Genomic DNA, 24267 nt, shown 5'->3' with positions numbered 1-24267 from the left:
ATGTATAGTTTATCAGTAATTTAAATATAGAGGTGATTGAATGGAAATTTTACTACAGGAATGGTTATCAGTAAAAGGAATGATTTTGTTTACAATTGGTTTGCTCGCAGCCATAATAGGTGTTTTGTTCGGTGCAGCAGGCTTTATTTTGATGCCTTCATTGTTACTCGTTGGCATACCAATTCATACAACGGTTGTCGTTAATAAATTCGCGACAGGTTTATCAGCCCTATCAAATGTTGTTTCGTTTGTCATAAAAGGACGTTTATCTGTAAAAAAATATTTTTCTTTCATGATCGTTTCTAGTTTGGGAGGGGTACTTGGTGCATTATTAGCAATCCTCTTATCGGAACAAATCATGAATGTAGTCGCTTGTATAAGCTTAATTTTCGCATTTATGATTGTCCTTTGCAGTAATAAATGGATTGTCAAAGATCTAAAAGAAACAGAGGAACAACCTTTGAATAAGCTCATTCCATTTGCAATTTCAATTTATGACGGAGGCTTTGGACCAGGCTCAGCTCTTATGAATATAACCTATTTCTTGAAAAAACAATACTCTTATTTAAAGGCAGTTGAATTAACAAGAATGATCTCTTTGTCAAGCTGTACAGGTGCTTTTCTCTTTTATTACTTTACTGGTCTTGTTAATTGGGGAATTGCTATTCCAGTTTCACTTGGCTCTATTGCGGGCTCTTTCTTAGGCTTAAAAATTATTCCGTACATCCAAACAAAATGGATTCAAATGATATTACCCATCATTTTTTTGTTTTTAATTGTTCAAGTTGTCACGGATTTAATAAAATAAATTTACATACATGCAGAAAACAAGTCCTACCTTTTTTGCTCCCAAATTTAAGGACATACAAGGTAGAGCTTGTTTTGAATCCGCAATTTACGTTAGAAATAGCTACTGTTAATAGAATAGACGAACAATTTTAGCAATAATACTTTGCATATTTTTTATTTATCTACCGCCACTCACATTTATAATTTCTCCAAGGATGTAATTTGAGGCATCGGAAGAAAGGAAGGCAATTACTTCCGCTATCTCTTTAGGCGCTGCAGCTCTTTTAATTGGTACAGAGGAAGCCATCCGTTCAAGTCGATTGTCGCCAGGAGCAAATTTATCGTGAAAGGGTGTTTCTACCATTCCAGGTGCTACCCCATTAACGATAATTCCATATTCAATTAATTCTCTGGACATGCCAATCGTCATTGTATTGATAGCTCCCTTAGCAGATGCATAATGAATACTTTCCCCTGCCCCACCAATACGTGCAGCTGCAGAAGAGACATTAATAATTTTTCCGCATTTCTTCGGAATCATATGTCTTAATACAGCTTGAGAGCATAAGAGCACACTATTGACATTTAGTTTGAACGTTTCTTCCCATAGCTCTTCACTCATCTCCATAAAAGTACTTTGACGGATGCCGCCTCCACCGTTATTCACTAAGACATCAATCGTGCCGAATGAAGAAATAGCTTGCTCAACCATTGCGTTCACGTCTTCTTTATTCACAATATTAGCTTGAATAGCAATGGCGTCTCCACCTTTTTCTTGAATTCGTTTGACAGCTTCATTGGCACCTTCCACATTTGTATGATAATTGATAATTACTTTAGCCCCTTGTTTTGCTACTAGCTCAGCTGTGGCAAATCCAATCCCAGAGCTTGCACCTGTGATAAGAATAACCTTTCCTGACAAGTTATGCATAGCGTCCCACCTAACAAAATGATATTAATAGTAATTCGTTCATAAACAACTCAATGCTCACGCACCACGATCGTTAGTCACACGATGCTACTACTAGTATATTTTTTAATGATCGTAACTAAAATCGCAAGAAGAAGTACAATAAAACTATTAATGAGTAAATAGTAGGCAATGTTCAATCCATAGAATAACGCAAAGGGATCACGAATAATGATTAGTGCTAATACACTTCCTAGTCCACCAAATACACCTGCTAGTAGTAAAATGATGAAAGCAGCATGATATAGATTTTTCTTTTTTTTGAAAAATAGAAACCCAATCACATTTGCACTAACGATCAAAAAGCCTATTAGTATAAAGAAAAAACTTTCCATTTAACGCCCTCTTTTCAAAACGATTTCTTACTGGCTATCCCTTCCCCTTTGACTCATTATATACAATAAGCGTAATGAGTGTTTTTATTAAACAAATTCCCCCATCCATTTTATTCTCCTTAAAAAATATCCTTAATAACAATTTAGCAGGAGATAGAAACAATGCTACTGTCAAATGACTCTGCCCTTTTTAATGATTGCTCCTGTTTGTTGAAGAAGCTTTCGTTTAATTACTCTTGTTCTCTAGCCTTTCAGCTAAATCATGAAAATCTTGCACCGCTTCTTGTAGGGATGATTTTTTAGCTAACGAAATCCCTTTTTGAATAGATTTCGAAGCTTCTTCAAATTTATTTGCTTTAATTTGGGCATCTGCAAGGCAATACCAGTAAAACCAGGCATCCATTTCTGAAATTTTATCTTTATAAAACTTTTCGATTACTGGATAGTATTTAGAATATAATTCTTCGTTATAGAGCAACTTGTCATCATTCCATTTTAGTACATTCACCAAATAACTATCGCCCATATACATTTGCCAAATTGCTAGTCCAACTTTTTGTTTTTCATTCACAAACTCCATTTTATGATAAGGAACATCAGCAATTTTTTTGAATGCATTATTAATCCATTGATAAATTTCAAGTTCGCTTCCTGCCGCTGCACCAATTGTAACACCGAATAAGTATTCCTTTTTCCCATCACCTGTAATATCTGCCAAACCTGAAAAATCCAAATCTATCCCTTGAATTTTTGTTTCCAACACTTTTCGCCAATCAGCATTGTCCTTTTTTAGCACGATTGATTCAAACTGGAAAGGAGATGGTTGATTTTTTGCTTTCATTTTAAATGTAAATATTATTTCTTTCTGTTCATCTTGATCAAAGTCATAGAGTTGAATTGGCAATGTGGGGTAAGAATTTTTAGGACTTATAAGGGACGCATTCAATGGCATAAATCTGCTAACAATTTTCATTATGTCTTCTTTCTGGTTCTCGCTAGCATGGACCAATATTGGACTAAAGCTAATTGCAAAGAGTAGCCATAATGTAAGTAGCATTATTTTCTTCATCAATATGTCTCCTTTTCACACCAAAATCAAACCAATACAATTTATGAGCCTAGTGAAATCTTAGTTTGTCCTATTCAGTTACAATAATTCTTTGTCCAACTAGCCTGCTTCGTTAGCACAAGAAGCGATAGCTCTAAATGAGCAACTAGCAAAGTCTATTTACTAGCAACTACTTTTTGGTATGTTATAAATAGCATAAACCCTATAAAACAACTAAAGAAATTCAAAATAAAATCATCAATATCAAAACTTCCTAAATAGCTTAGTAATTGAAAACTCTCTATGCTAGCTATTAACAAGAAACAAGTAAACATGGTTCTCGTTAAATTTCTTTGGATTGGAAAGGCCATAGGTAGGAGAAATCCCATTGGTATAAAAGGAATAATATTGCCTAGGATGTTTATTAAATAAACGCCATATTGTATATCGCTTAGATAAGCGCCAATTGTTCTAAAAGGAACTAGGTTTACACTTGTTCCTCGTGATTTATTCATTTGTATAGTATTGATGACGCTCATTATATTTCCATCGAACTTAATCACTACAAAAATAAACAACATGAATAAATATATAATAAATACACCTTTCCAAGTGTTTTTAAACACCTTTGCAAACCTCCTTCCACAAGCTTCTTTTGAGTTATGCCATTCATACAATTATCATCTTATTTTGGATAAAATAGGGAACTCATACCATTACATACTAACATATAATTGAATTAATCAGTACCGATAGCTTAAATAAAAAAGGCTCTACTCCATACTTGAAGTAAAGCACCTCGGTAGTTCAATAACAAAACATTAAAAGAATTCATATAACCCATTTACAAAATAATCATATACGTTATCATCAATAATCTTTTCCCCATACCCTTCAAAAAAAATGGCTTTATCTATTTCATGTTCAAAAGCATTGGGCTTTGGGCGTATAGCCAATGATATGTCATACCTTGGGTCACCATAAGCTCCGCTTCCCCAATCATTTACTCCTGTAATGACTCCATTGGAAACTAAAACATTATCAATTGTAAAGTCGCCATGAATTAAAGTTTGTTTATAGAAGTTAGGTTTATTTGTTTTAATGTATTCTAATAATTTCTCATTTCCATCCACTTTATAATTTTTCAAATTATATTCAGCTTGATTTAGCATTTGATCAATCCATTTTCGTTCACAAATTAGCTCTTTTGGACATGGGGTTGTATGGATTTGAAATAGGAGTGCACCAAAGTTAAATATCATTTCTTGCCGCTTCGCTTTATTTTTCTCGCCAAATAAAGCCGTCCTTAGTGTTTCCCCCTCTAAAAACTCAAGGAGAGCCCAGGAATTCCTTTGGTTTTCTTGTTTAACAAATTTCTTCACTTTTGGAACAGGTAGTTTGGTTTGATTAGTCAAACAGTTTAATACAGCTATTTCTCTATTCAACCAAGAACAAAATAATTCTCCCTTTGTCCTTTTCAATGCATAAAATCCTTGGTTATTTTCAATTAATCCAACATCAGAGCTATAACCTTGCCGTGGAAACCTTATAGAATAAATTTTGTTAAGATATTCTTTAATTTCACTTGGAATTTCATCGATAAGTATTGGTTGCATTGAGTACACTCCATCTAGTAAGGATTTTTACTATACTTATTTCTCTACATATAATAAAATCCCCTTCTTCAACTAAATAGCACTACTATTAAGTAGAAAAAGATTCTACTCCATACTTGAAGGAAGCTCCTCTTTAGTCTAATAGCAAAACAGCTGTTCAAAAAGGTGCGTCTTTTTGAACAGCTGCATTTTATTGCAATGGAATGTTTACTTCAATATTTTCCCCAATCGGATTCGTGTAATAGTTCAAATATAGTTTAGCTTTTCCATTATATTCTTCAAATTGTGATGTCTCCACTACATACTGCTCATCTCGAGAAATCGTCACACCTTTGAATTCTAACGGCGTACCATCTTCTTTTATGGCATCAGAGAGCATTAATAATTTGCCTTCATTATTTTTATTCATCTTAACTGCTACATTTTGCTGCACTATTGAAATGTCCCCCTTAAAATAAGTAGGCTTTGTGAGTATTTCGTTTGTGCCAAAATCAACTTCGATAAAATCCTCACCCTTTGGCACAGCTTGAACTGCGCCAATCATAACCGTCAATGACGCTGGATCATCGAAATAGTTACTTTGCAAATAGAGCGTAAATTTGCCATCTCGAATATCTCCACCTGTTGAAATATCATTTCTAATACTATCTCTACGCTCACCGCTTTCTGTCATGACGGCAACATCATCCAGCGCTAATAGTTGCATTGTATTATCTTTGGCTACCTCAATATCGAGTGCCACTTTTAATGGCGAACGGCGAATTTGTGTAATCGTAAATCTCTGCCCATTGACATCGATCGTACGATTCGCAGTAAAAATTTTCTCCTTTGCGATCTCATTTTTCAGTGAAAACGGTAAAGATATTTTAATGTTACCTTTCTCTTCATCATGAAAGTGAAAAACTGCTTTAAAATCCTTGGAAGTATAGGCGATAGGCTTTAAAAAATTATATTTCACTGATGAAGAGATGTATGTTTGATTGCTTGCATTCATCGTAAACGTACAGCCGCATTCAATCTCCTCATCTCCTTGAAACAATTGAACTTTCTCTAAGTTTAATTTTGAAATATCAAATGAGGCATCAGCGTCATAGAACAATACAAATCCCGAATTATCGGCAACCGCGCCCTGCAATGTAAGTGCTAGACCTTTTCTAGATTGCGTCACATTGATTTCTTCATAGTATTCATGATCTACAATATCTTTTATTCCTTTATCTATTGCAATCGCTGTTACAATTGCTTGAAAGCCAGGTATTTTGGCAACTTGGCTAGCAATCGTTGGCGAGACGCGAATCGAAAAGAGAAGGCTTAGGCAAAGCATGGTGATGAATGTAGCCGAAACAATGCGCTTCTTTCTTCTTTTTTCTCGTTTAACTTTCCGAAACATGTCCATGCGAACTTGTTGCAATTTCTCCTTTGGAACGTCAATCAATGGTTTACTCATAGCCAGTCCTCCTTTTCTCTAGCAAAGCTTCTAAGCTTCTTTAAAATGTGATGAAGCTTCGACTTTACAGTTCCCTCAGGAATTTGATTTAGCTCAGCAATTTCTTTATTTTTAAGTTGTTGGAAATATTTCATATAGACGAGTTGCTGCTCTGACAAAGATAAATGTTCTAATAATCTCTCCATATCTGAATAGATGACCCATTCAGATAGGTGGTGTTCCTCGATTTGAACAGTCGGTGGACGTTTTCGTAAATGGTCTTTACAGCAATTGATTAAGACGCGCACAAGCCAAGTTCTGGCATATTCGTGCTGTTGAACGGTATGCATTTTTTTGAGTGCCTTGTAAACAAGCTCCTGCATCACGTCCATCGTGTCTTGCTCATTTTTCATATATGTAAAGGCCATGCGATATAAAATATCCTCATCCATTTCAATAAGTGAAAGTATCGCTTCTTGATCTCCACGTATAGCACGCTGCTCTAATTCAAATTTCATCTTTTTTCGCCTCCTTCCCTTATTAGACTACGTATTGTTTCATTTCGTTCAAAATTTCTGAATTTTTTTAGGAAACTGTCATTTCAACACATCTCCCGTTAATAATAAGAAGCGATTGCTCTACTTGAACAATCGCCTTTTCCCCTTACCTGTATGTATTGACAAAATTAAACACCATAATGAATCATTCATTTATTTTGTTTTATTGCCTCAGCTATTTTCTTGATTAATTCTTCAAGTTCTGCTGATTGGTATTCTGCATTGGCTTCACTGACCATATTTAAAAATTGTTTATGAGAGCTCAGTGATATCAAGGTTATTCCCCAATAGGCGAGACTTTTAAACGGTCGATTTGTGCTATGTGCGAATGTTTCGAGTCCTTAGAAAGCAGTTCATCAAAAAGGTCACCATCTACATCAATGCCATTATATATTTCAGGTGCATAAGCAGCATACTCCTTGCTTTTTCTATACAAGAAATGATTCCGGCATAGTATCACACACCCCATTTCTAAAATTAGATTATGTTTCTTGCAAGAGGATTTTTGCTAGACGAACAATGCCTTCCTCAATTGCTAGCTCATCTATTTTAGCAAAACCAAGTACCCATCCTTTTCGATTATTTTCTAAGCAATACTTGCTAAGTGGATAAACACGTATCCCATTTTCGAGTGCGAGGTTCGTCATCGCTTCTTCATCAAACGACTCTTCCGCTTCAAGAAGCATATGCAAACCCGTTTCAATGCCACTTAGCTTGAAACGTTCGGCTAGTCCTGTTGCCATAATCGCCTTCGTCATCGCTTCATGTCTACGTCGATAGACATTTCTTGCTCTCCTCATATGACGCATAAAATGACCGTGCTCAATAAAATGAGCAAGCGTTAATTGCTCCATAATGGGAAGATGTCGATAGGTTAATTGTTGGACTTGCGCAAGTTGGCGAATGGCATCTTTCGGGCCAATCACGGCAGAAATTCGTATGCCAGGAGCAACCATTTTGGAAAAACTCATCATATACAATGTGTTTTGAGGTTGTTGGCTAAACAAGGTAGGAAGCGGGCCACCTCGATACCTAAACTCACCATCATAATCATCTTCTACAATCCAAAATTGATCCTTTGCAGACTTTTGCAGCAATTGTTGTCTGCGTGGCTCAGACATAATGACACCAACCGCACATTGGTGAGAAGGCGTAACAAAAATGAGTTTGGTTTGTGGATCAATATGCTCTACTTGTACGCCATACTCATCCACGGGTACAGCAACAACATTCATACCCCGATATTTCATGGTCATCCAGGCCGCAGGAAAGCCAGGATCTTCAACAGAAACTGTTTCTCCTTCCTTTAAAAGGGCTTGGGCAATGAGATCGATGCTATGCTGTGCACCAGAGGTTAAGATGATTTGGTCAATATCTACATGAACACCTCTTTCAAATGTCAGATAACGTTGAATCTGTTCACGTAGCGGTGTAAAACCATAAGCGTTGCCGTAACCCCAATTGGTCAAATCGGTTTCTGCTGAAGCCTGTAAAAAAGATTGTCGCCAAATTTTTCGAAATTGCTCGTCCAAATACGGCTCATGGGGGCAAAAATCGATTTCTACGTTTTGATTTGCTTTCCCTCTAAACCAGCTGTTTAATTCATCAACTGCTACGTTTAATAAAGGTAATGATGGCGTAGATGGTCCTTGAGGAATCACCTTTTCTTGCGAGTCGGTTTTATATCCCCATTCACTTACCCTTGTTCCGCCACGCCAATTTGTCACGGTATATCCTCGACTAAATAATTCCTCATAAACAATTTGAATGGTTGAGCGTGAAACACCTACTAATAAGGCGAGCTCTCGGGATGGAGGAAGTAACTCGCCTGGTGGCCATTTTCCTGTTGTAATATGATGAATTGCTTGGTCAAGCAACTGCTGCCATATGGGATTTTTATCGTCTCGGTTAACTTGTAACATTCAATTCACTTCCAGTTAGAATAGATATTGTTAAAATTAATAGTTTCGTACAGTCAAACTTATTATACTATCAATTCGATAATTAAATGGAAATAGGATGTTTTTAGTACACTTTGCATCATTTAAATACATGATACTATACTTTTAAAGGCTACATCGGCAGCATGAATCGTTCTATCAATATCATGTATGGAATGAGCAGTCGAGATAAATATGCTTTCATATTGAGAAGGTGGTAAAAGTATACCCTGTTTAAGCATCTCTCTATAAAAACGACGAAACATCTCGACATCTATTTTTTGAGCATCATCAAAATTTTGTAAGGGATGATCGATGAATGCGTATCCAATCATCGTCCCAGCTTTCGTTGTTTTAAGGGGAATATTATAGTTATGAGCTACTTTTGATAGGCCTTGAATAAGTCGATCTGCTAACGCTTCTATATAGTTGTAACTGTCATGATTTAATTTATTGATTGTGGTATACCCCGCTACCATCGCTATTGGATTACCCGATAAGGTTCCAGCCTGATAAATATTCCCTTCAGGAGCAATTTGATTCATGATTTCTTTTCTTCCACCATATGCGCCAACAGGCATTCCTCCACCAATGATCTTGCCTAAACAAGTTAAGTCTGGTTTTATGTTATAAAGCCCTTGAGCAGAATGATAATCTATCCGAAAACCAGTCATGACCTCATCAAGTATAAACAGCCCACCATATTTTGTAGTGAAAGAACGTATTGCTTGGAGAAATTCAGGGTTAACTGGTATTCCCGCCATATTGCCTGCAAATGGCTCTACTATAACCGCTGCAATTTGTGCGCCATATTTATCAAATATTTTCTTCAGTGCTTCGCTATTGTTATAGGGAATGGAGATTGTATGTTTAGTTATTTCTAAAGGTACACCCAGACTATCAGGGAGGCCGAATGTAGCAATTCCTGAGCCTGCCTTTACTAATAGATGATCACTGTGTCCATGATAGTTTCCATCAAATTTCACAATCAAGTTTTTGCCAGTAAAGCCTCTAGCTAGTCTAATGGCGCTCATTGTCGCTTCTGTACCCGAGTTAACCATTCGAATCTTTTCTATGGAAGGAATCCGAGTAGATATTAATGTGGCTAGCTTATTTTCTTGTAAAGTTGGCAATCCGAAACTTGTCCCACTATTAATGGCTTCAAGAAGTGCACTTGAAACCTCCTGATCTGCATGCCCGTGAATTAATGGTCCCCAGGAAAGAACATAATCTATATAGCTATTGCCATCAATATCAAATATTTTCGAGCCTTTCCCATGGCTTATAAAAATCGGCTCCATCCCAACGGATTGGAATGCTCTTACTGGGCTGTTTACGCCACCGGGCATAAGCTTTTTTGCTATTTCGAAGGCTTCTATTGATTTCGTCGTATCTATTTTAAAAACCGCCTTTCGTCATTAAATGTTTGTTAGTTTATATTTATCTTTGTTTAATTTGTTGTCCCTCATGTATGTGTTGCTGTTTTCTGAGCAATGGCACATTCATTAATAGATGTGCGCCTAAACCAGCTACAAGCCCCCAAAATGCACCACCGACTCCTAGTAATGTAACATTTGCGGCTGTTGCCAAAAAAGTAATGAGTGCCGTTTCGCGTCCATTAGGATTTGTTAAAGCATTGGCAAGGCTACTACCGATTGTACCTAGCAAGGCTAATCCAGCTAAGGTTGCAATAAACGTAGCTGGAAGAATTAGAAACAACGCAGCCAATGTTACCCCAAAAACACCGACAATTATATAAAAAATGCCACAGACAATCCCCGCAATATAACGTTTTGTTGAATCCTCATGAGCGTCCTTTCCCGTACAGATGGCTGCTGTGATCGCTGCTATGTTAAAGGCATGCGATCCAAAGGGTGCTGTCAGGAGCGATCCCAATCCTGTTACAATCAAAATCGGATTGGCACTCGTTTTAAATCCATCATTTCGCAACACTAACATGCCTGTCATGTACTGTCCCGTTAAGGTAATAATAAAAAGCGGCAAAGCGACACCCAATAATGCATGTAGAGAAAACGTTGGCGCAACAAAAACAGGAGATGCGAAGGCCAGCTCGATATGGCTGAAATCTACCCGCCCCATACTTATCAAATAAATCAAGCCAATGACTAGCATACCGACAATGGCATAGCGAGATGTAAACCGTCTTAATACGATATACGTAGTAAACAGGACGATGACAAGTAAAGGTTCCACTTTCGCACCACCAAAGGCTGAAATACCAAACTGTAATAAAATACCTGCCAGCAGACCTGAGGCAATGCCTGGCGGAATGAGCTGGACAAAACGTTCAAACATGCCTGATAAACCTAACAACACAAATGCTGCTGCAGAAATAATATAAGCACCAATGGCTTCAGCATAGGGAGTAACCGCCAAAGCCGAAACAAGAAACGCCACGCCCGGTGTTGACCAAGCTGTAATAATGGGTTCACGGTATCGGTAACTGAGCCAGATACCCGTCACCCCCACACCAATGGAAATCGACCATATCCATGATGCGGTCATTTCTGGACTTAGACCAGCAACCTTGGCAGCCTGAAACACCAGGATAAAAGTGCCCCCATAGTTAACTAAAACTGATATAAAAGCAGCTATGGTGGGCGAAAGTAAATCACGCACATTCAGTGAAACGGATGTTGGGTTCATACATTTTCCTACCTTTCTACTAATTAGTTAAATCGCATCTTCATTCTAGAAATATTCATCACGTATTAATGTCTGTTCTCTTCATTTGTGGCTGTTGTCATTAGCTCTTTTTATGTAACGTGAAGATTCCAGTGATACTCTAAATTTGCTTAATTTCCAGAAGCGCTTTACCGAATGAAAAAAGTGTTACGCACTTCCACTTGCCGCTATCCGATAAAGTCTAAACTAAACTGTAGCATGCCCCTCCTTACTAATTGTCAGTTATAAATGAACGGTCTTAGCATAACGTAATACGGATTGATAAAAAACATCCAAAAATGCGAATTTTAGCAGTCCATAAAATTAGGTACATAAAAAAACCACTATCCCTATATGACTAGGGGTAGTGGTGCTTACAGTGATTTCATTTACCAAGCTCTGAAAACCAGTACTATGTATGAGGGATTTTTTCAATATGGAACATCTCCCCTAATGCAATTGGATTTTCTTTCGCGGTAATATGCTGAGGATCAATACGGTACACTTGAACAGGCCCTCCGAAAACGGCTGATCGGTATTTGTCCACGTGTTGCTGGGATAAGGGACGATGATAGTAACCAGGTACATATTTATTTATCATTTCTTGCAACATATGTGTCGCTTCATTCAGATCGATGATAGGTTGAGCCTTGCCAAAAACCATGACACTCATATAAGCCGTGTCCGTCTTTGCAGGTACTGGATTCGTAATCGTTCCATATTCATCACATACCGTAAAGCAGACCTGTGGATTCTCTCCCATCACTTGATTTCGTCTCCCACCAGTGGCTCCATGGAAATAAAGCACTCCATTTGTCCACACAAAATTAAGTGGGACAACATACGGCAAATGACCATCAACCAAACCCAGATGCCCAATGCGAGCTTGCTGCAAAAAAGTTTCGATTTTGTTCTTGTCCAACACTTCTCTTACTTTGTAACGTACCTTATCCATTGTTATCACTCCTACTTGTAGTATGATGTGATTTTATCAACCTTTGGATTGAATAAAAACGTCCATAACTATCGCAATTAAGCAATCCATTTTCAGTGGAGAGTTTAAATTGAATAATAGCTATGATTAATTATTAGCAGGTTTAGTTCAAAGTTTTATAAAAAGAACTGAGCGGGAAATAACGCTCAGTGCCATTGCCTCATTTGGTCATATTTAGTTCCAGAAACATTCTTTAACGTCATAGGATTCGATTTGAACGAAAACTAAATGGTTATTAGTTAAGTTAGTAATTTTAATGGTGTCTCGGCTTGAAAGTGGGAGCTGAAAAACAGGATATGTTACATCCTTCATTAAGAAAAAATTGAAGCCATTCACGTATTCATTTTCCTCAATAAATTTACCTAATTGCGTATTAAACGTAAGTTTGTCTACTCTAATTAAGTTAAAAAATTGATTCTTTTCAATGACCTCTAAGTGGTGAAGCTTTCTTCTACTTGGGAAAACAGGCGTTTGTAAAATGAGCTGATAATCGTTATTTAGATATTCACTAATTATTTCGAGCGGTATTTCACTTTGATATTCCTTGATTCTGTTAGGGGGGTTATTTGAAATGAAAGGCAAATTTTCAAAAGCATACTCTTTCACATATTTTTCTCCTTTCCACTAACCTCAATAACTACTTATTGGCGTCTTTTAAATCTTCTATCATACTTCATTCTTTCTACAAAGGCATTATGTCAATATGAATCCTGTAGGTTACCATTTGAAATCTTCCTTACTATTTCCAAATAACTAAAACCGTATTGTCTATCTGATTTTTGCAGCCTACAAGATTATAATCCGTTCTTTCAGTAGCTTCGACCATCTCAATTGAAGTGCAAGTAGTATCCTCAACACTTCCTACACCAAATTTATCTCTTCGTTTGTCTTTTGTTGATTTTATAACTACACCATCATAGTCAAGATCATGAAGAATTGGATCACCTTCTACTGTATACCTAACTACTCGTATAAAAATACAACATAAAAAAGCCTATTTAATTTTTACGATGATCTTCCCTTTTGCCCTGCCAGATTCCGCATAGTCCATCGCCTTTTGAGCATCTTCAAATGAAAAAGTTCGATCAATGATTGGTTTGATTTTACCAGTCTCAACCAAATCTGCGATAATTAGTAATTGCTCACCACTTGGCTTCATGAATAAGAAGGAATATTGAGCATGATGTTTCTTTTCAAGTGCAGTCAGTTTATGACTTGCTGCTGAAAATAACAATGTTTTGAAAAATCCTGAACCGTATTCTTTGGCGAAACGAGCATTCGGCCTGCCTGATACGGAGACAATTTTCCCACCATCCTTAATGATTTCGAAAGATTTTTCGAGTGCCTGACCACCAAGCGTATCAAAGACAGCATCATAATTTTTCAGTATAGCTTCAAAGTTTTCTTTCTTATAATTAATCACTTTATCTGCACCTAGAGATGTGACTAAGCTTGCACCAGCTTCGCTAGCCGTTGTTGCAACTATGGCACCCATCGCCTTTGCTAGTTGAATAGCAAAGGTTCCTACACCACCAGAGCCAGCATGAATTAAAATCTTTTGTCCTTTCTGTAATTGCATGATGTCATGTAAGGCTTGGTATGAAGTTAAACCAACCAATGGGATCGATGCGGCTTCCTCAAAGCTTAAATTTTTAGGTTTTAGGGCTATGTCATCTTCATGAATGGAGATATATTCCGCAAAAGTACCAATTTTACTCTTCCGTGGACGCGCATAAATTTCATCCCCTACTTTAAAACGAGTTACTTTTTTACCAACTTTCACTACGACTCCTGAAAAATCATTTCCTAGGATAAGAGGCATTTTATATTGGATTAACAGTTTCACTTTCCCATCACGGATTTTAAAATCAATCGGATTAATACTTGCTGCATGGATTTCAGCGAGTACCTCATATTCATTTATTTCAGGTGTCGGCATTTCTGCCAAGCGCATTGGGGCTTTGCCATATTGATCGATAACCATTGCTTTCATTGTTTATTCCTCCAGATAATATATCGTATTTTCAATAAAATTCCGTTAACAGCGTCTCAATATCCAAAACAAGATTTTTTAACGAACCTAGTTTTGTCCGTATATCTATATAGTAAAAGTTTTTTGTACCTTCTTTACGCATTAAAATAACACCAGCATCTCGCAAAATCTTAAGATGATGTGACACAGCAGGACGAGAAAGATGCGTTTGTTCCGTGATTTCTCCCACACGCAGCCCTGTTTGACAATCTGTTCCCATTAAAACCATTAAAATGGCTTGTCTGGTTTCATCACCAATGGCTAATAGTACCTTTTGAGAATTTATAAAATCGTCCTTAATCAAGTTAAGCTGGTCCTGTTTATTCATTTAATTAAATACCTCCGCTTACTAATTAGTTGAATAGTTTAAGTTAATGAACCATCACTGCATACAACAATATAATATCGCTGTATTCCCTGCAATATTGGGAAAGTAAATCGAGACGAATCATTTTTAGAAGGCGTACACCCTATTTTCCCCATTTTCAATAAAAAAACACAGAAGTCACATGGACCTCTGCGTTATTTGCTCTCCTTAATAAGAGCCTTCATATCTCCAACGATTGTTTCAACTGGTACGTTTGTCGCGCCATCATAGTCTTTTACAACTGTGCCGTCTGCGTTTACTAAATAATAGCTCGACATATGTATGACTTGGTCTGAGTTAGGATCGTTTTTAACTAAAGAATTAAATGATTTACGTGCAAATTGTTCAATGAATTTTTGTTGATAGCCCGTTAATAGCTGCCACTTGCTTTCATCTACAACATTATACGTATTTAAGTAATTTGTTAAAACATCAGGCTTATCCACCTCTGGATCCACGCTAAATGCCACAATTTGATAATCCTCAAGGCCTTCATCTTGCAGTGCTTGTTGAACTTCTGTCATATTAAATGTCATCGGTGGACAGATTGTCGTACAATTTGTAAAAATAAACATGGCTAACCAAGGCTTACCTTTAAGATCATCTAGGCTCACTTGTTCATTTTTTTGGTTCGTTACTGTGAAATCTTGAACCTCTAGATTTAATGTTGGTTCAAACTTGTAACTACCACAAGCAGCTAAAATGCTACTAATTGCTAGAACTAAAACTAGCAATATCCTTTTCTTTTTCATTCGTGTTGCCCACTTCCCTTCATTTCATCATCTTATTTTATTCATTATAGAAGCTAAACACAAGATAATGGACTTACACCCAGATGGCTATTTGTATAACATGTGAACATTAACTGATTCTGGAATTCCACCACACTAAATCTTCCAAATGACACATCCTTTTCAAAAATTTTTTCGTAGCTTTTTTTTATTATTTTCGTTATTTCCCAAAACCTCAGATAATTGTTATATAACAAATTATTTCTGCTGATTGAGCTTCCTTGGAATTTAATAGCAGAATAATAAAATACAGAAAATTCTCTTTTATGTTTGTATTTTCTCCTACATTCATTTTTATTAACAACAAACTATTTTAACAATATTATTTCATCAGAAAACCGCACGCTCTTTCAAACAAATTTATTCTAATAAATCCTTATTATTTCTATGTTATTTCCTCAAAACGAAAGTGACTAAAAATTATAAAAACTCAAAATTTAGTATTGCATTATAGGAATCTCCCCCATAAAATAAGTGAATATAACGACGAACGAAAAAGAAATATGTCGTTTAAAACAGAAATATATAACTTTAGGGGGAATAATAATGGCGAATGTTTCAAGTAAAAAACAGGCCCAATCAATTGATTATCATGCAATTGAAGCAATGGAATCGTTTAATAGCTTTGTAAAAAAGAAAAATACCTTTCTGTTCTCGATTACAGCAGTGTTTTTATTTCTTTATATCTTGCTTCCGATTCTTGCTTTCCAGCCTGTACTACAACAAAAAATCTTCGGAAATATTACGGGTGTATGGGTTTATTCAGCAGGATTATTTATCATGACGATTGTGCTCTGTACAGTATATGTAAAAAAAGCTGCTTCATTCGATAAAGCTGCAGCTGCTGTGCTAGCAGAGTATCAGGCGAAAGGTGGAAAATAAATGAACATCGTATCCATAGGTTTCTTTTTAGCTATTGTGGGCTTAACACTTGTTGTTACCTATATTGCAGCAAAGCGTACATCCTCTGCGGCTGATTTTTACACAGCTGGTGGTGGCTTAAAGGGGTGGCAAAACGGCTTTGCGATTGCTGGTGACTATTTATCGGCAGCGGCCTTTCTTGGTGTGTCTGGTGCGATTGCCTTAACTGGTTTTGACGGTTTCTTCTTCTCTGTAGGCTATGTCGTAGCAAATTTAGTGCTTCTTTATGTCATTGCTGAGCCAATGCGTAACTTAGGTCGCTACACGTTAGCAGATATGTTAACGGCTCGTTTCAATGAAAAACGAATTCGTGGCGTGGCGGCATCAGGTACGATTATTATCGTTATCCTTTATATGATTGCACAGCTCGTTGGTGCTGGTGCATTGATTAAACTATTATTTGGCATTGAGTATTGGGTTGCCGTATTAATAGTCGGTGTTATGATGACAACTTATGTACTATTTGGTGGCATGACAGCGACTTCCTGGGTGCAAATCATTAAAGCAAGCTTGTTATTATTCGGGACAGGTCTATTAGCGGTATTAGTGTTAATGAAATTTGACTTCTCTCTTATGAAGATGTTCGACACAATTGCAGTAGATCATGGTGAAAAATTCCTTGTACCTGGAATTAAGTACACAAGCACAATTGACTCTGTTTCGATGATGATGGCTTTAGTTTTAGGAACATCTGGCTTACCACATATTTTAATGCGTTTCTTTACAGTAAAGGACGCAAAGACAGCACGTGCCTCTATTTCTTGGACAACTTGGATTACAGCTATTTTCTTCTCATTAACCATTTTCTTAGGGTTCGGTGCATTAAACTTTGTAGGTTTAGATCAAATTCTTGCTGAAAGTAAGGCTGGTAATACAGCTGCTCCCCTTCTTGCGCATTATTTAGGTGGAGATGTATTGATGGCATTTATCGGCGCCGTTGCATTTGCGACTATTTTAGCCGTTGTTTCTGGTTTAGTTCTGACAGGGGCGTCTGCCATTTCTCATGATATTTATGGAGAAATCATTAAAGGCGGTAAATTAACAGAGAAGCAACAGGTGATGGCAGCCCGTACAGGTTCTATTTCGATTGCAATCGTGTCTATTATTCTTGCTCTGTTTGCACAAAGCTTAAATGTTTCATTTTTAGTATCCTTTGCCTTTTGTATCGGTGCATCAGCAAACCTACCTGTGATCCTTTATACAATCTATTGGAAGAAATTTAATTCCACAGGTGCTGTAACAGCGATGGTAACGGGATTAGTGTCCTGTTTAATTTTAGGAGCAATGGGACCAAATGTCTGGAGCCCTGTTGAAGGTGCGGCAATTTTTGTTGGACAACCACTTGTGCCACTTGCTGTTCCAGCGATTATTACGATTCCACTTGGCTTTATTGCTGGATACTTGGGAACTGTCCTTTCACCTAACAGAGTGTCACAGGAAGAGGCAGAACGTATTTATAAAGAAATTCGTGTGAAAGCAAATACAGGTGTGTCTGTTTCTGATATTTCACATTAATATTTATACACCACCTGCATAATGAATCCTAATTCAAAAAGCGCAAAAAAATAGGCAAAAAATTCGATTTTTGGTCGAGTTTTTCGCCTTTTTTGTTATTCAATATCTACCAATTTATTTATCGAACAATATTATTTCACTTCCAAAAAACAGAAAAAATCCAATTTTCACTAGGCAAATAGTGTTTATTTTTGATTGAAAAAACGAGATTTTTTTGTAAATTTACCCTTCATTTTTTGTCAAGAATCTAGATTTCTCTTCACTTCATTTATTTATCTGAATTTTCTAAAACCCTTTATATTCTTGAGTTTACGCCATTTTTTCTCTCCTAAGAGTATTTTCTGAAAAATTTTTTTTACATAATTTTTCTGAAATGTATTGCAATTTTGTGAACTGTTTCATAAAATGAAAATGTGAATTCACTAAACTAGCAAAATCAAGTCTTGAGGTAGAAAAAATATACACAAAATGGGGAATGTTAATGGGGAACAATCAAGCAAAAAAAGGTATCGTGATTGACTATGATACAATTGCAAACCAAGAATCGTTTAAATCTCTTGTACGAAGAAAGAATTCTTTTCTTTGGTCTATGACTGCCATATTTTTATCGGCATACATGTTGTTACCAATTCTGACATCGTACACAACAATTCTACACCAAAAGGCATTTGGGGAAATTACTTGGGTGTGGATCTATGCAGCAGGTCTTTTCATCATGACATGGGGGTTATGTCATTTATATGTAGCAAAAGCAAACAGCTTCGATAGAGAAGCAAAAGCGATTATCGCTGAATACGAGAACGGAGGTGGCCGCCGATGAGTAACGGAATGAGTTTTACAGCCATATTCTTCTTCGTAGGCATTGTTGGTTTAACATTAGTTATTACATGGTGGGCATCTAAACGTACATCTTCAGCAAGTGATTTCTACACTGCTGGTGGTGGCTTAACAGGCTGGCAAAATGGACTAGCTATCGCAGGTGACTACTTATCAGCAGCATCCTTCTTAGGTATCGCTGGTGCTGTAGCATTATTTGGATTTGATGGATTCTTCTTCTCTATTGGTTATTTGGTAGCTTACTTAGTGGTATTATATATTGTTGCTGAGCCGTTACGTAACCTTGGGAAATTTACTTTAGCTGATATGATTACAGCGCGTTTTAATAACGAAAAAGTTCGTGGAACAGCTGCTTTAAGCACTATTACAATTGTTTTATTCTACATGATTGCACAACTAGTTGGTGCAGGAGCACTTATTCAATTACTTTTAGGAATCGACTATTGGATCGCCGTATTAATCGTAGGTTTCATGATGACAACTTACGTGCTATTCGGTGGTATGACAGCAACATCTTGGGTACAAATTATTAAAGCTTGTCTTTTAATGTTAGGTACAGTTATTATTTCATTCTTAGTATTAAAAGAGTTCGGCTTCAGTATTGCTACAATGTTTAAAGAAATGACAACTGTTACTGAAAGTGGCGCTGCTTATTTAAACCCAGGTCTTAAATATACAAATGGACTTGATACAATCTCTATGTTAATTGCGTTAGTATTAGGTACTGCGGGTCTTCCACATATCTTAATGCGTTTCTTCACAGTAAAAGACGCAAAAACAGCTCGTTCATCTGTTATTTGGGCTACTTGGATCGTAGGTATCTTCTACGTTCTAACAATTTTCTTAGGTTTCGGTGCAGCAGCATTCGTTGGGAAAGAAGATATTATCGCAGCAAACGCTGCTGGTAACATGGCTGCCCCACTTCTTGCAGAAGCACTTGGTGGCGACATTCTATTCTCATTCGTTTGTGCAGTAGCATTCGCAACAATTTTAGCGGTAGTAGCAGGTCTTGTACTATCTGGTGCATCTGCCCTATCACATGATATTTATGGACAAATTATCAAAAAGGGTAAAATTACAGAAAAAGAGCAAGTTCTTGCAGCTCGTATCGGTTCGATTACAATCGCTGTTATTTCTATCCTATTAGCACTTGGTGCACAAACATTAAACGTTGCATTCTTAGTATCTTTAGCATTCTGTATTGCAGGTTCTGCTAACCTTCCAGTAATCATTTACACAATCTATTGGAAACGCTTTAATACAGCTGGTGCTGTTACTGCGATGTTAACAGGTTTAATCTCTGCATTAGTATTAGTTGCTATGTCACCTAACGTGTGGAATCCAGTTGAAGGTAAGGCCATTTTCGTTGGTGATCCTTTAATCATGTTAACGAACCCAGCCTTAATCTCTGTACCACTTGGTTTCCTTGGTGGTTTCATCGGCACATTACTTTCTAAAGAAACAGATGATGCGAAATATCGTGAAGTTGACGTTAAAGCTAACACAGGTATTTCTGTACAGGACGTATCTCACTAATACACTCGACAGCCTCGTAAGTATCTTGCTTACGAGGTTTTACTTTTTCTTCCCTATTCGCTACTATAGAATTAAATAATGAATTGGAGGTTATGCTCGTGTCACAGTCTAACGCTAAAAAGAAGCGGATGCACATAAAACGCACAGTCGGTAAAGATGTTGAAAAAAATCGGCAATCTATCGCTTTCAGTACACATGAACGCTTAACGAAAACAAAGAACGAAAAATTGGAGCATGATTATACAAAATATAAAAAGCAGTATAAGGACGATTAACTCGTACCCTATACTGCTTTTTCTTTTAAAGCCGATAGAAGGCTTTCGTGTTTTGCGTAATGATTTTGGCCGCTTCCTGTATTGACAGTCCTTTGATAGAGGCAATCACTTCAATTGTAGAATGCATCATCCATGGCGATGTACGCTTGTTCGTAAACGGTCCTTCAAACGGCCAAGGACCATCCGTTTCCACCATCATCAGTTCAATCGGATAAGCATGAATTAGCTGTTGAATCTCCTCTTCATACAAACAATCTGGCGTAATGGAAATAAAATAACCACGCTCGATCATGCGCTTCACAACAGCTTCATCCCCTTTAAACCAATGAAAATGGGCTTGACGCAGCTGATGCTTTTCCAGCAAATCACACACAACACTAGCGTCCTCATATACAGCGTGTAATACAATCGGCTTATCAAGTTCCTTCGCCAATACAACAAAACGCTCTAATAACGCCACATAAGGACGGTCATCAATCGCTTGCTCTTGCCTTAAATAATAAGGTAGACCCACCTCACCAATAGCGACCATCTCATCCTGATGCGTACGAATCCAATCGAATAAAGCTGCCTCGTCGCTTGGACTTAGTAAAGGCTGTTCAGGATGGAAGCCAAAAGCAGGCTTTACTTGCTGATAGCTGTTCGATAAACGCAACGTTCTTTCACACGAGGATAGCTGCATGCTAACCGCAATCACAGCATCGACCTCTTCCAACAATAATGGAATTTCCTCATCATTATACTGTTCCAAATGAATATGCGCATCAATCAACATACATATCACCCTTTTCTTCTTGTAAATACGTAAATAGCTGTTGCTTTAACGCTGTGAACGCTGCGGAATGTCGAATCTCCTCTTTCCGTGGTCTCTCAAAGGGCACAATGATTTCCTTTTTTACAGTTGCTGGACGTTTGGTTAAGACAAGTATACGATCCGCTAAAAAGAGAGCTTCCTCAATACTATGTGTAACAAATAGGATTGATTTACGATACTCTTCCCAGATGGATAAAAGCCATGCCTGCATTTCCAGTCTTGTAAATTCATCCAACGCAGAAAATGGTTCGTCTAAGCATAAAATCGGCTTATCACTAACCATTGCACGAATGAACGATACACGCTGCTGCATGCCTCCTGACAGTTCGTTCGGATAGGCATGGATAAAGGAGGCAAGACCAACCTTTTCTAGCCATTCTTTGGCACGTTCCACATCAGGTTTATGCTGCAATTCCTCTACAAGCGTGACATTTTCTAAAATCGTACGCCAGGGTAATAGGCAAGGTTGCTGTGGCATATAGCCAATCGTTCCTCTTTTTTGCTGGATATCCTCTTCATTTAATAAAATGGCTCCTTGATCAATTGGCGAAACACCACCAATTAATTGAAAAAGTGTGCTCTTACCACTGCCTGAAGGACCCACAATGGCCACAAACTCACCATCCCTTACGTCAAATGAAAGTTGATCAAGGACTTTTAGTGCATCGAAGGATTTAGCGATGTTTTGAATGCTGAGCATGATAGCCTCTCCCCTTCACCATGAATTTTTCAATCAAACGAATCCCGCTAAACAATAGTAAGCTCAAGAGAACAATCGCAAAAATTGCCACAAATACACGATCTGTGCGGAAGGAGGACTGAGCTAAGGTCATGTAAACACCAATACCCTTTTTTGCACCGAGCCACTCCGCAATCACAGCCCCCATCACACTATATGTAGCAGCAATTTTAACGCCTGAGAAAATGGCTGGATAGGCATGAGGCCATTCCAGCTTCCAAAAGGTTTGTGCCTTGGTAGCACCGATCATGGCAAAATAATGCTTTAATTCAGGGGCCGTTTGCCTAAATCCATCCATCGCTGCAATGACAATTGGGAAAAAGCACACGAGGCAAATAATAATGAGCTTCGGTAATAAGCCAAAGCCAAACCAAATAATAAGCAATGGTGCCAAGACAAGAATGGGAACATTTTGCGACATAATAAGAATTGGATAAAACAACTCCCGAATGAATGTAAAACGATGCAACACAATCGACACCGTTAGACCACAAGCAATGCCAATGGCCAGACCTAGTAAGGCTAATTGCACCGTAGCAAATACATGTGGTAGAAAGGTTTGATACGACTGAAAGGCTTCCCACAAAATACTACTTGGCGCAGGTAATAACCAATGTGGAACTTCAGCAAAATGCACGATTAGTTCCCATATGAATAAGAGGAAGGCGATAAAAATTATCGTCCTTCCCTTTTGCAATGCACGTTTCATTACTGATATTTCTCCGTTAATGTATCCATCGTAATACCCTTTGGCTGATATAAAATTTTCACTTGTGTAATAACATTAATGGCACCAAGCTCGATCATCTTCTCATTCATTTTTTCAATGATTTGGAGCAATGTAGAAAGCTCGCCTTCCATCGTTGTTTCCAATGGATGTACCTCATATTTCACGCCAGAAGCATCGATCACAGCAATCGCTGCATCCACATAAGGTATAACATCTTCATATTTCTCTGTCTTTGGTATGATTTGCACACTGATTAATGAATTTGCCATCTTAATTGGCCTCCTTTTTAGGTAAGAAATCATTTGTAAAGGCTTGTTTCGCATCAAACTCGCCCTCTAGTACATGATTGCTAGACATCCATTTTGCATAGTTTTCCCACACAGAAAGCTTTTGCTCTCCCCATTGCTTGGCATCATTCTGATATTTATCTGCCAGCCATTCCTGACTTTTATGCACTAGCTCTTTATCTAAATCAGGAGCCGCTTCGATTAACATATCAGCTGCTTCACTTGGGTTTTCTATTGCGTATTCATAGCCTTTTGATGTAGCTGCAACAAAGGCTTTGACAACATCAGGGTTGTCCTGTAGCATTTTTTCATTCGTAGCTAGAACAGGTGTATAGTAATCCAATTGATCACTATAATCCGTTAGATACAGCATATTAATCTTTTCCCCACGCAGCTCAGCTTCAATCCCAGTCCATGCATAATAAATCCAAGCAAAATCAATGTCTTTTTCCATCATTGTGAAGAAATCTAAATCCCCTGCATTGACGATATCTAGCTTATTGATATCTGCCTTTTCTGTTTGCATTAATGATTGGAGAACGGCTTGCTCTAATGGCGCACCCCAACCACCATAAGTTTTACCTTCAAAATCCTTTGGCGATGTAATGCCTTTTGATGCAATAGAAGCAAAGCCAGATGTATTATGCTGAATAATCGCTGCGATAGAGACCAGCGGCACATCTTGTACACGCGCCTGTGTAATGCCTTCCTGATAGCTCACGCCAAATTCTGCCTTTCCAGAAGCAACAAGCTGATCTGCGCCCGCCTCACCAGGCATAATTATCTCAACATCTAAGCCCTGTTCCTCAAAATAACCAAGTTTTTTTGCGACATACAGACCTGTATGATTCGTATTCGGTGTCCAATCCAGTACCACAGACACCTTTTTCAGCTTGTCAGTTGCCTGCTTGTCCTCCTTGTCACTACAGCCCACTAAAGTCAAAAGTGCTGCCAATAGAATAAATAACCATTTTTTCATGCGAAAGCCTCCCAGTTTGTAATATGAAAGTGTTCATGAATGAATGTTGTCACCAGAAGAAAGCGTATACAAGGTTTTCAAACT

At 37.6% G+C, this 24267-nt stretch carries 28 protein-coding genes; 6 read left to right on the top strand and 22 right to left on the bottom strand.

Translation table 11 applies throughout. The features are described from left to right. The first annotated feature begins 40 nt into the window (after nt 1-40). Nucleotides 41-808: a sulfite exporter TauE/SafE family protein gene (locus ACEVFT_RS15060; protein ID WP_393950575.1), complete on the top strand. Its 768-nt coding sequence runs from the start codon at nt 41-43 to the stop codon at nt 806-808. Between the two features lie 159 nt (nt 809-967). Here ACEVFT_RS15060 and ACEVFT_RS15055 read toward each other — a convergent pair whose 3' ends face one another. The 17 genes from ACEVFT_RS15055 to ACEVFT_RS14975 all read right to left on the bottom strand — a co-directional run bounded on the left by ACEVFT_RS15055 (nt 968) and on the right by ACEVFT_RS14975 (nt 15511). Further along, complete coding sequence (locus ACEVFT_RS15055) at nt 968-1720, bottom strand: SDR family NAD(P)-dependent oxidoreductase (RefSeq protein WP_393950574.1); 753 nt, start codon at nt 1718-1720, stop codon at nt 968-970. Nucleotides 1721-1797: 77 nt separating this feature from the next. Continuing rightward, on the bottom strand, nt 1798-2094 hold the full coding sequence (locus ACEVFT_RS15050) for a 3-isopropylmalate dehydrogenase (RefSeq protein WP_342440576.1): 297 nt from the start codon (nt 2092-2094) through the stop codon (nt 1798-1800). A 226-nt stretch (nt 2095-2320) separates the two neighbouring features. Then, nucleotides 2321-3163: a hypothetical protein gene (locus ACEVFT_RS15045; RefSeq protein ID WP_393950573.1), complete on the bottom strand. Its 843-nt coding sequence runs from the start codon at nt 3161-3163 to the stop codon at nt 2321-2323. Between the two features lie 155 nt (nt 3164-3318). Then, the gene (locus ACEVFT_RS15040; RefSeq protein ID WP_393950572.1) at nt 3319-3768 is read right to left on the bottom strand and encodes a VanZ family protein; all 450 of its coding nucleotides are present in this window, start codon (nt 3766-3768) and stop codon (nt 3319-3321) included. A 195-nt stretch (nt 3769-3963) separates the two neighbouring features. After that, nucleotides 3964-4758: a phosphotransferase family protein gene (locus ACEVFT_RS15035; RefSeq protein ID WP_393950571.1), complete on the bottom strand. Its 795-nt coding sequence runs from the start codon at nt 4756-4758 to the stop codon at nt 3964-3966. Between the two features lie 190 nt (nt 4759-4948). Beyond that, nucleotides 4949-6205, bottom strand: a complete 1257-nt coding sequence (locus tag ACEVFT_RS15030) for a DUF4179 domain-containing protein (RefSeq protein ID WP_393950570.1) — start codon at nt 6203-6205, stop codon at nt 4949-4951. Next, nucleotides 6202-6702 carry a sigma-70 family RNA polymerase sigma factor gene (locus tag ACEVFT_RS15025; RefSeq protein WP_342532442.1) on the bottom strand — a complete coding sequence of 167 codons (501 nt, stop codon included), beginning with the start codon at nt 6700-6702 and terminating at the stop codon, nt 6202-6204. Before ACEVFT_RS15025 ends, ACEVFT_RS15030 begins: the two co-directional genes overlap by 4 nt. Nucleotides 6703-7018: 316 nt before the next feature. Further along, nucleotides 7019-7177 carry a hypothetical protein gene (locus ACEVFT_RS15020; RefSeq protein WP_393950569.1) on the bottom strand — a complete coding sequence of 53 codons (159 nt, stop codon included), beginning with the start codon at nt 7175-7177 and terminating at the stop codon, nt 7019-7021. 46 nt (nt 7178-7223) lie between these two features. Then, nucleotides 7224-8663, bottom strand: a complete 1440-nt coding sequence (pdxR, locus tag ACEVFT_RS15015; protein ID WP_342532445.1) for a MocR-like pyridoxine biosynthesis transcription factor PdxR — start codon at nt 8661-8663, stop codon at nt 7224-7226. A 122-nt stretch (nt 8664-8785) separates the two neighbouring features. Continuing rightward, complete coding sequence (hemL, locus tag ACEVFT_RS15010) at nt 8786-10078, bottom strand: glutamate-1-semialdehyde 2,1-aminomutase (RefSeq protein ID WP_393950740.1); 1293 nt, start codon at nt 10076-10078, stop codon at nt 8786-8788. 43 nt (nt 10079-10121) lie between these two features. After that, complete coding sequence (locus tag ACEVFT_RS15005; protein ID WP_393950568.1) at nt 10122-11348, bottom strand: benzoate/H(+) symporter BenE family transporter; 1227 nt, start codon at nt 11346-11348, stop codon at nt 10122-10124. Between the two features lie 430 nt (nt 11349-11778). Next, nucleotides 11779-12321: a pyridoxamine 5'-phosphate oxidase family protein gene (locus ACEVFT_RS15000; RefSeq protein ID WP_393950567.1), complete on the bottom strand. Its 543-nt coding sequence runs from the start codon at nt 12319-12321 to the stop codon at nt 11779-11781. A 213-nt stretch (nt 12322-12534) separates the two neighbouring features. Further along, on the bottom strand, nt 12535-12966 hold the full coding sequence (locus ACEVFT_RS14995) for a hypothetical protein (protein ID WP_393950566.1): 432 nt from the start codon (nt 12964-12966) through the stop codon (nt 12535-12537). Between the two features lie 133 nt (nt 12967-13099). Then, on the bottom strand, nt 13100-13333 hold the full coding sequence (locus ACEVFT_RS14990) for a DUF4362 domain-containing protein (RefSeq protein WP_393950739.1): 234 nt from the start codon (nt 13331-13333) through the stop codon (nt 13100-13102). A gap of 21 nt (nt 13334-13354) precedes the next feature. Further along, nucleotides 13355-14353: an NADP-dependent oxidoreductase gene (locus tag ACEVFT_RS14985; RefSeq protein WP_393950565.1), complete on the bottom strand. Its 999-nt coding sequence runs from the start codon at nt 14351-14353 to the stop codon at nt 13355-13357. A gap of 31 nt (nt 14354-14384) precedes the next feature. Next, complete coding sequence (locus ACEVFT_RS14980) at nt 14385-14720, bottom strand: ArsR/SmtB family transcription factor (RefSeq protein WP_221682857.1); 336 nt, start codon at nt 14718-14720, stop codon at nt 14385-14387. A gap of 194 nt (nt 14721-14914) precedes the next feature. Beyond that, entirely contained in the window at nt 14915-15511 is a 597-nt protein-coding gene (locus ACEVFT_RS14975) for an SCO family protein (protein WP_205443681.1), read from the bottom strand. A 585-nt stretch (nt 15512-16096) separates the two neighbouring features. On the opposite strand from ACEVFT_RS14975, the gene ACEVFT_RS14970 reads away from it, so the two are divergent. The 5 genes from ACEVFT_RS14970 to ACEVFT_RS14950 all read left to right on the top strand — a co-directional run bounded on the left by ACEVFT_RS14970 (nt 16097) and on the right by ACEVFT_RS14950 (nt 20634). Further along, nucleotides 16097-16432, top strand: coding sequence for a DUF485 domain-containing protein (locus ACEVFT_RS14970; RefSeq protein WP_205443682.1), 336 nt, complete (start codon nt 16097-16099; stop codon nt 16430-16432). Next, nucleotides 16433-17986 carry a solute symporter family protein gene (locus ACEVFT_RS14965; RefSeq protein WP_342440592.1) on the top strand — a complete coding sequence of 518 codons (1554 nt, stop codon included), beginning with the start codon at nt 16433-16435 and terminating at the stop codon, nt 17984-17986. A 481-nt stretch (nt 17987-18467) separates the two neighbouring features. Beyond that, nucleotides 18468-18806 carry a DUF485 domain-containing protein gene (locus tag ACEVFT_RS14960; RefSeq protein WP_342440593.1) on the top strand — a complete coding sequence of 113 codons (339 nt, stop codon included), beginning with the start codon at nt 18468-18470 and terminating at the stop codon, nt 18804-18806. Nucleotides 18807-18814: 8 nt separating this feature from the next. Further along, nucleotides 18815-20359: a solute symporter family protein gene (locus ACEVFT_RS14955; RefSeq protein WP_393950738.1), complete on the top strand. Its 1545-nt coding sequence runs from the start codon at nt 18815-18817 to the stop codon at nt 20357-20359. A gap of 92 nt (nt 20360-20451) precedes the next feature. Further along, nucleotides 20452-20634 carry a hypothetical protein gene (locus ACEVFT_RS14950; RefSeq protein ID WP_342532451.1) on the top strand — a complete coding sequence of 61 codons (183 nt, stop codon included), beginning with the start codon at nt 20452-20454 and terminating at the stop codon, nt 20632-20634. A gap of 25 nt (nt 20635-20659) precedes the next feature. Here the strand turns inward: ACEVFT_RS14950 and ACEVFT_RS14945 are convergent, their stop codons facing one another. From ACEVFT_RS14945 to ACEVFT_RS14925, 5 genes are read right to left on the bottom strand one after another with little or no spacing between them, the layout of a single operon-like run. Next, nucleotides 20660-21409, bottom strand: a complete 750-nt coding sequence (locus ACEVFT_RS14945) for a TatD family hydrolase (protein WP_393950564.1) — start codon at nt 21407-21409, stop codon at nt 20660-20662. After that, the gene (locus tag ACEVFT_RS14940; RefSeq protein WP_393950563.1) at nt 21399-22148 is read right to left on the bottom strand and encodes an ABC transporter ATP-binding protein; all 750 of its coding nucleotides are present in this window, start codon (nt 22146-22148) and stop codon (nt 21399-21401) included. The genes ACEVFT_RS14945 and ACEVFT_RS14940 overlap by 11 nt, the downstream gene beginning before the upstream one ends. Continuing rightward, entirely contained in the window at nt 22123-22896 is a 774-nt protein-coding gene (locus tag ACEVFT_RS14935; protein ID WP_342532454.1) for an ABC transporter permease, read from the bottom strand. Before ACEVFT_RS14935 ends, ACEVFT_RS14940 begins: the two co-directional genes overlap by 26 nt. Further along, entirely contained in the window at nt 22896-23186 is a 291-nt protein-coding gene (locus ACEVFT_RS14930) for a thiamine-binding protein (RefSeq protein WP_205443692.1), read from the bottom strand. Before ACEVFT_RS14930 ends, ACEVFT_RS14935 begins: the two co-directional genes overlap by 1 nt. 1 nt (nt 23187) lies before the next feature. Beyond that, the gene (locus ACEVFT_RS14925; protein ID WP_393950562.1) at nt 23188-24183 is read right to left on the bottom strand and encodes an ABC transporter substrate-binding protein; all 996 of its coding nucleotides are present in this window, start codon (nt 24181-24183) and stop codon (nt 23188-23190) included. Between the last annotated feature and the right edge of the window lie 84 nt (nt 24184-24267).

Origin of the sequence: Lysinibacillus sp. PWR01, from assembly GCF_043359455.1 — a bacterium.
Classification (GTDB): Bacteria; Bacillota; Bacilli; order Bacillales_A; family Planococcaceae; genus Lysinibacillus; species Lysinibacillus fusiformis_F.
The sequence above is the reverse complement of the archived record's forward strand: the minus strand, read 5'-3'. Positions and strand labels throughout refer to the sequence as shown.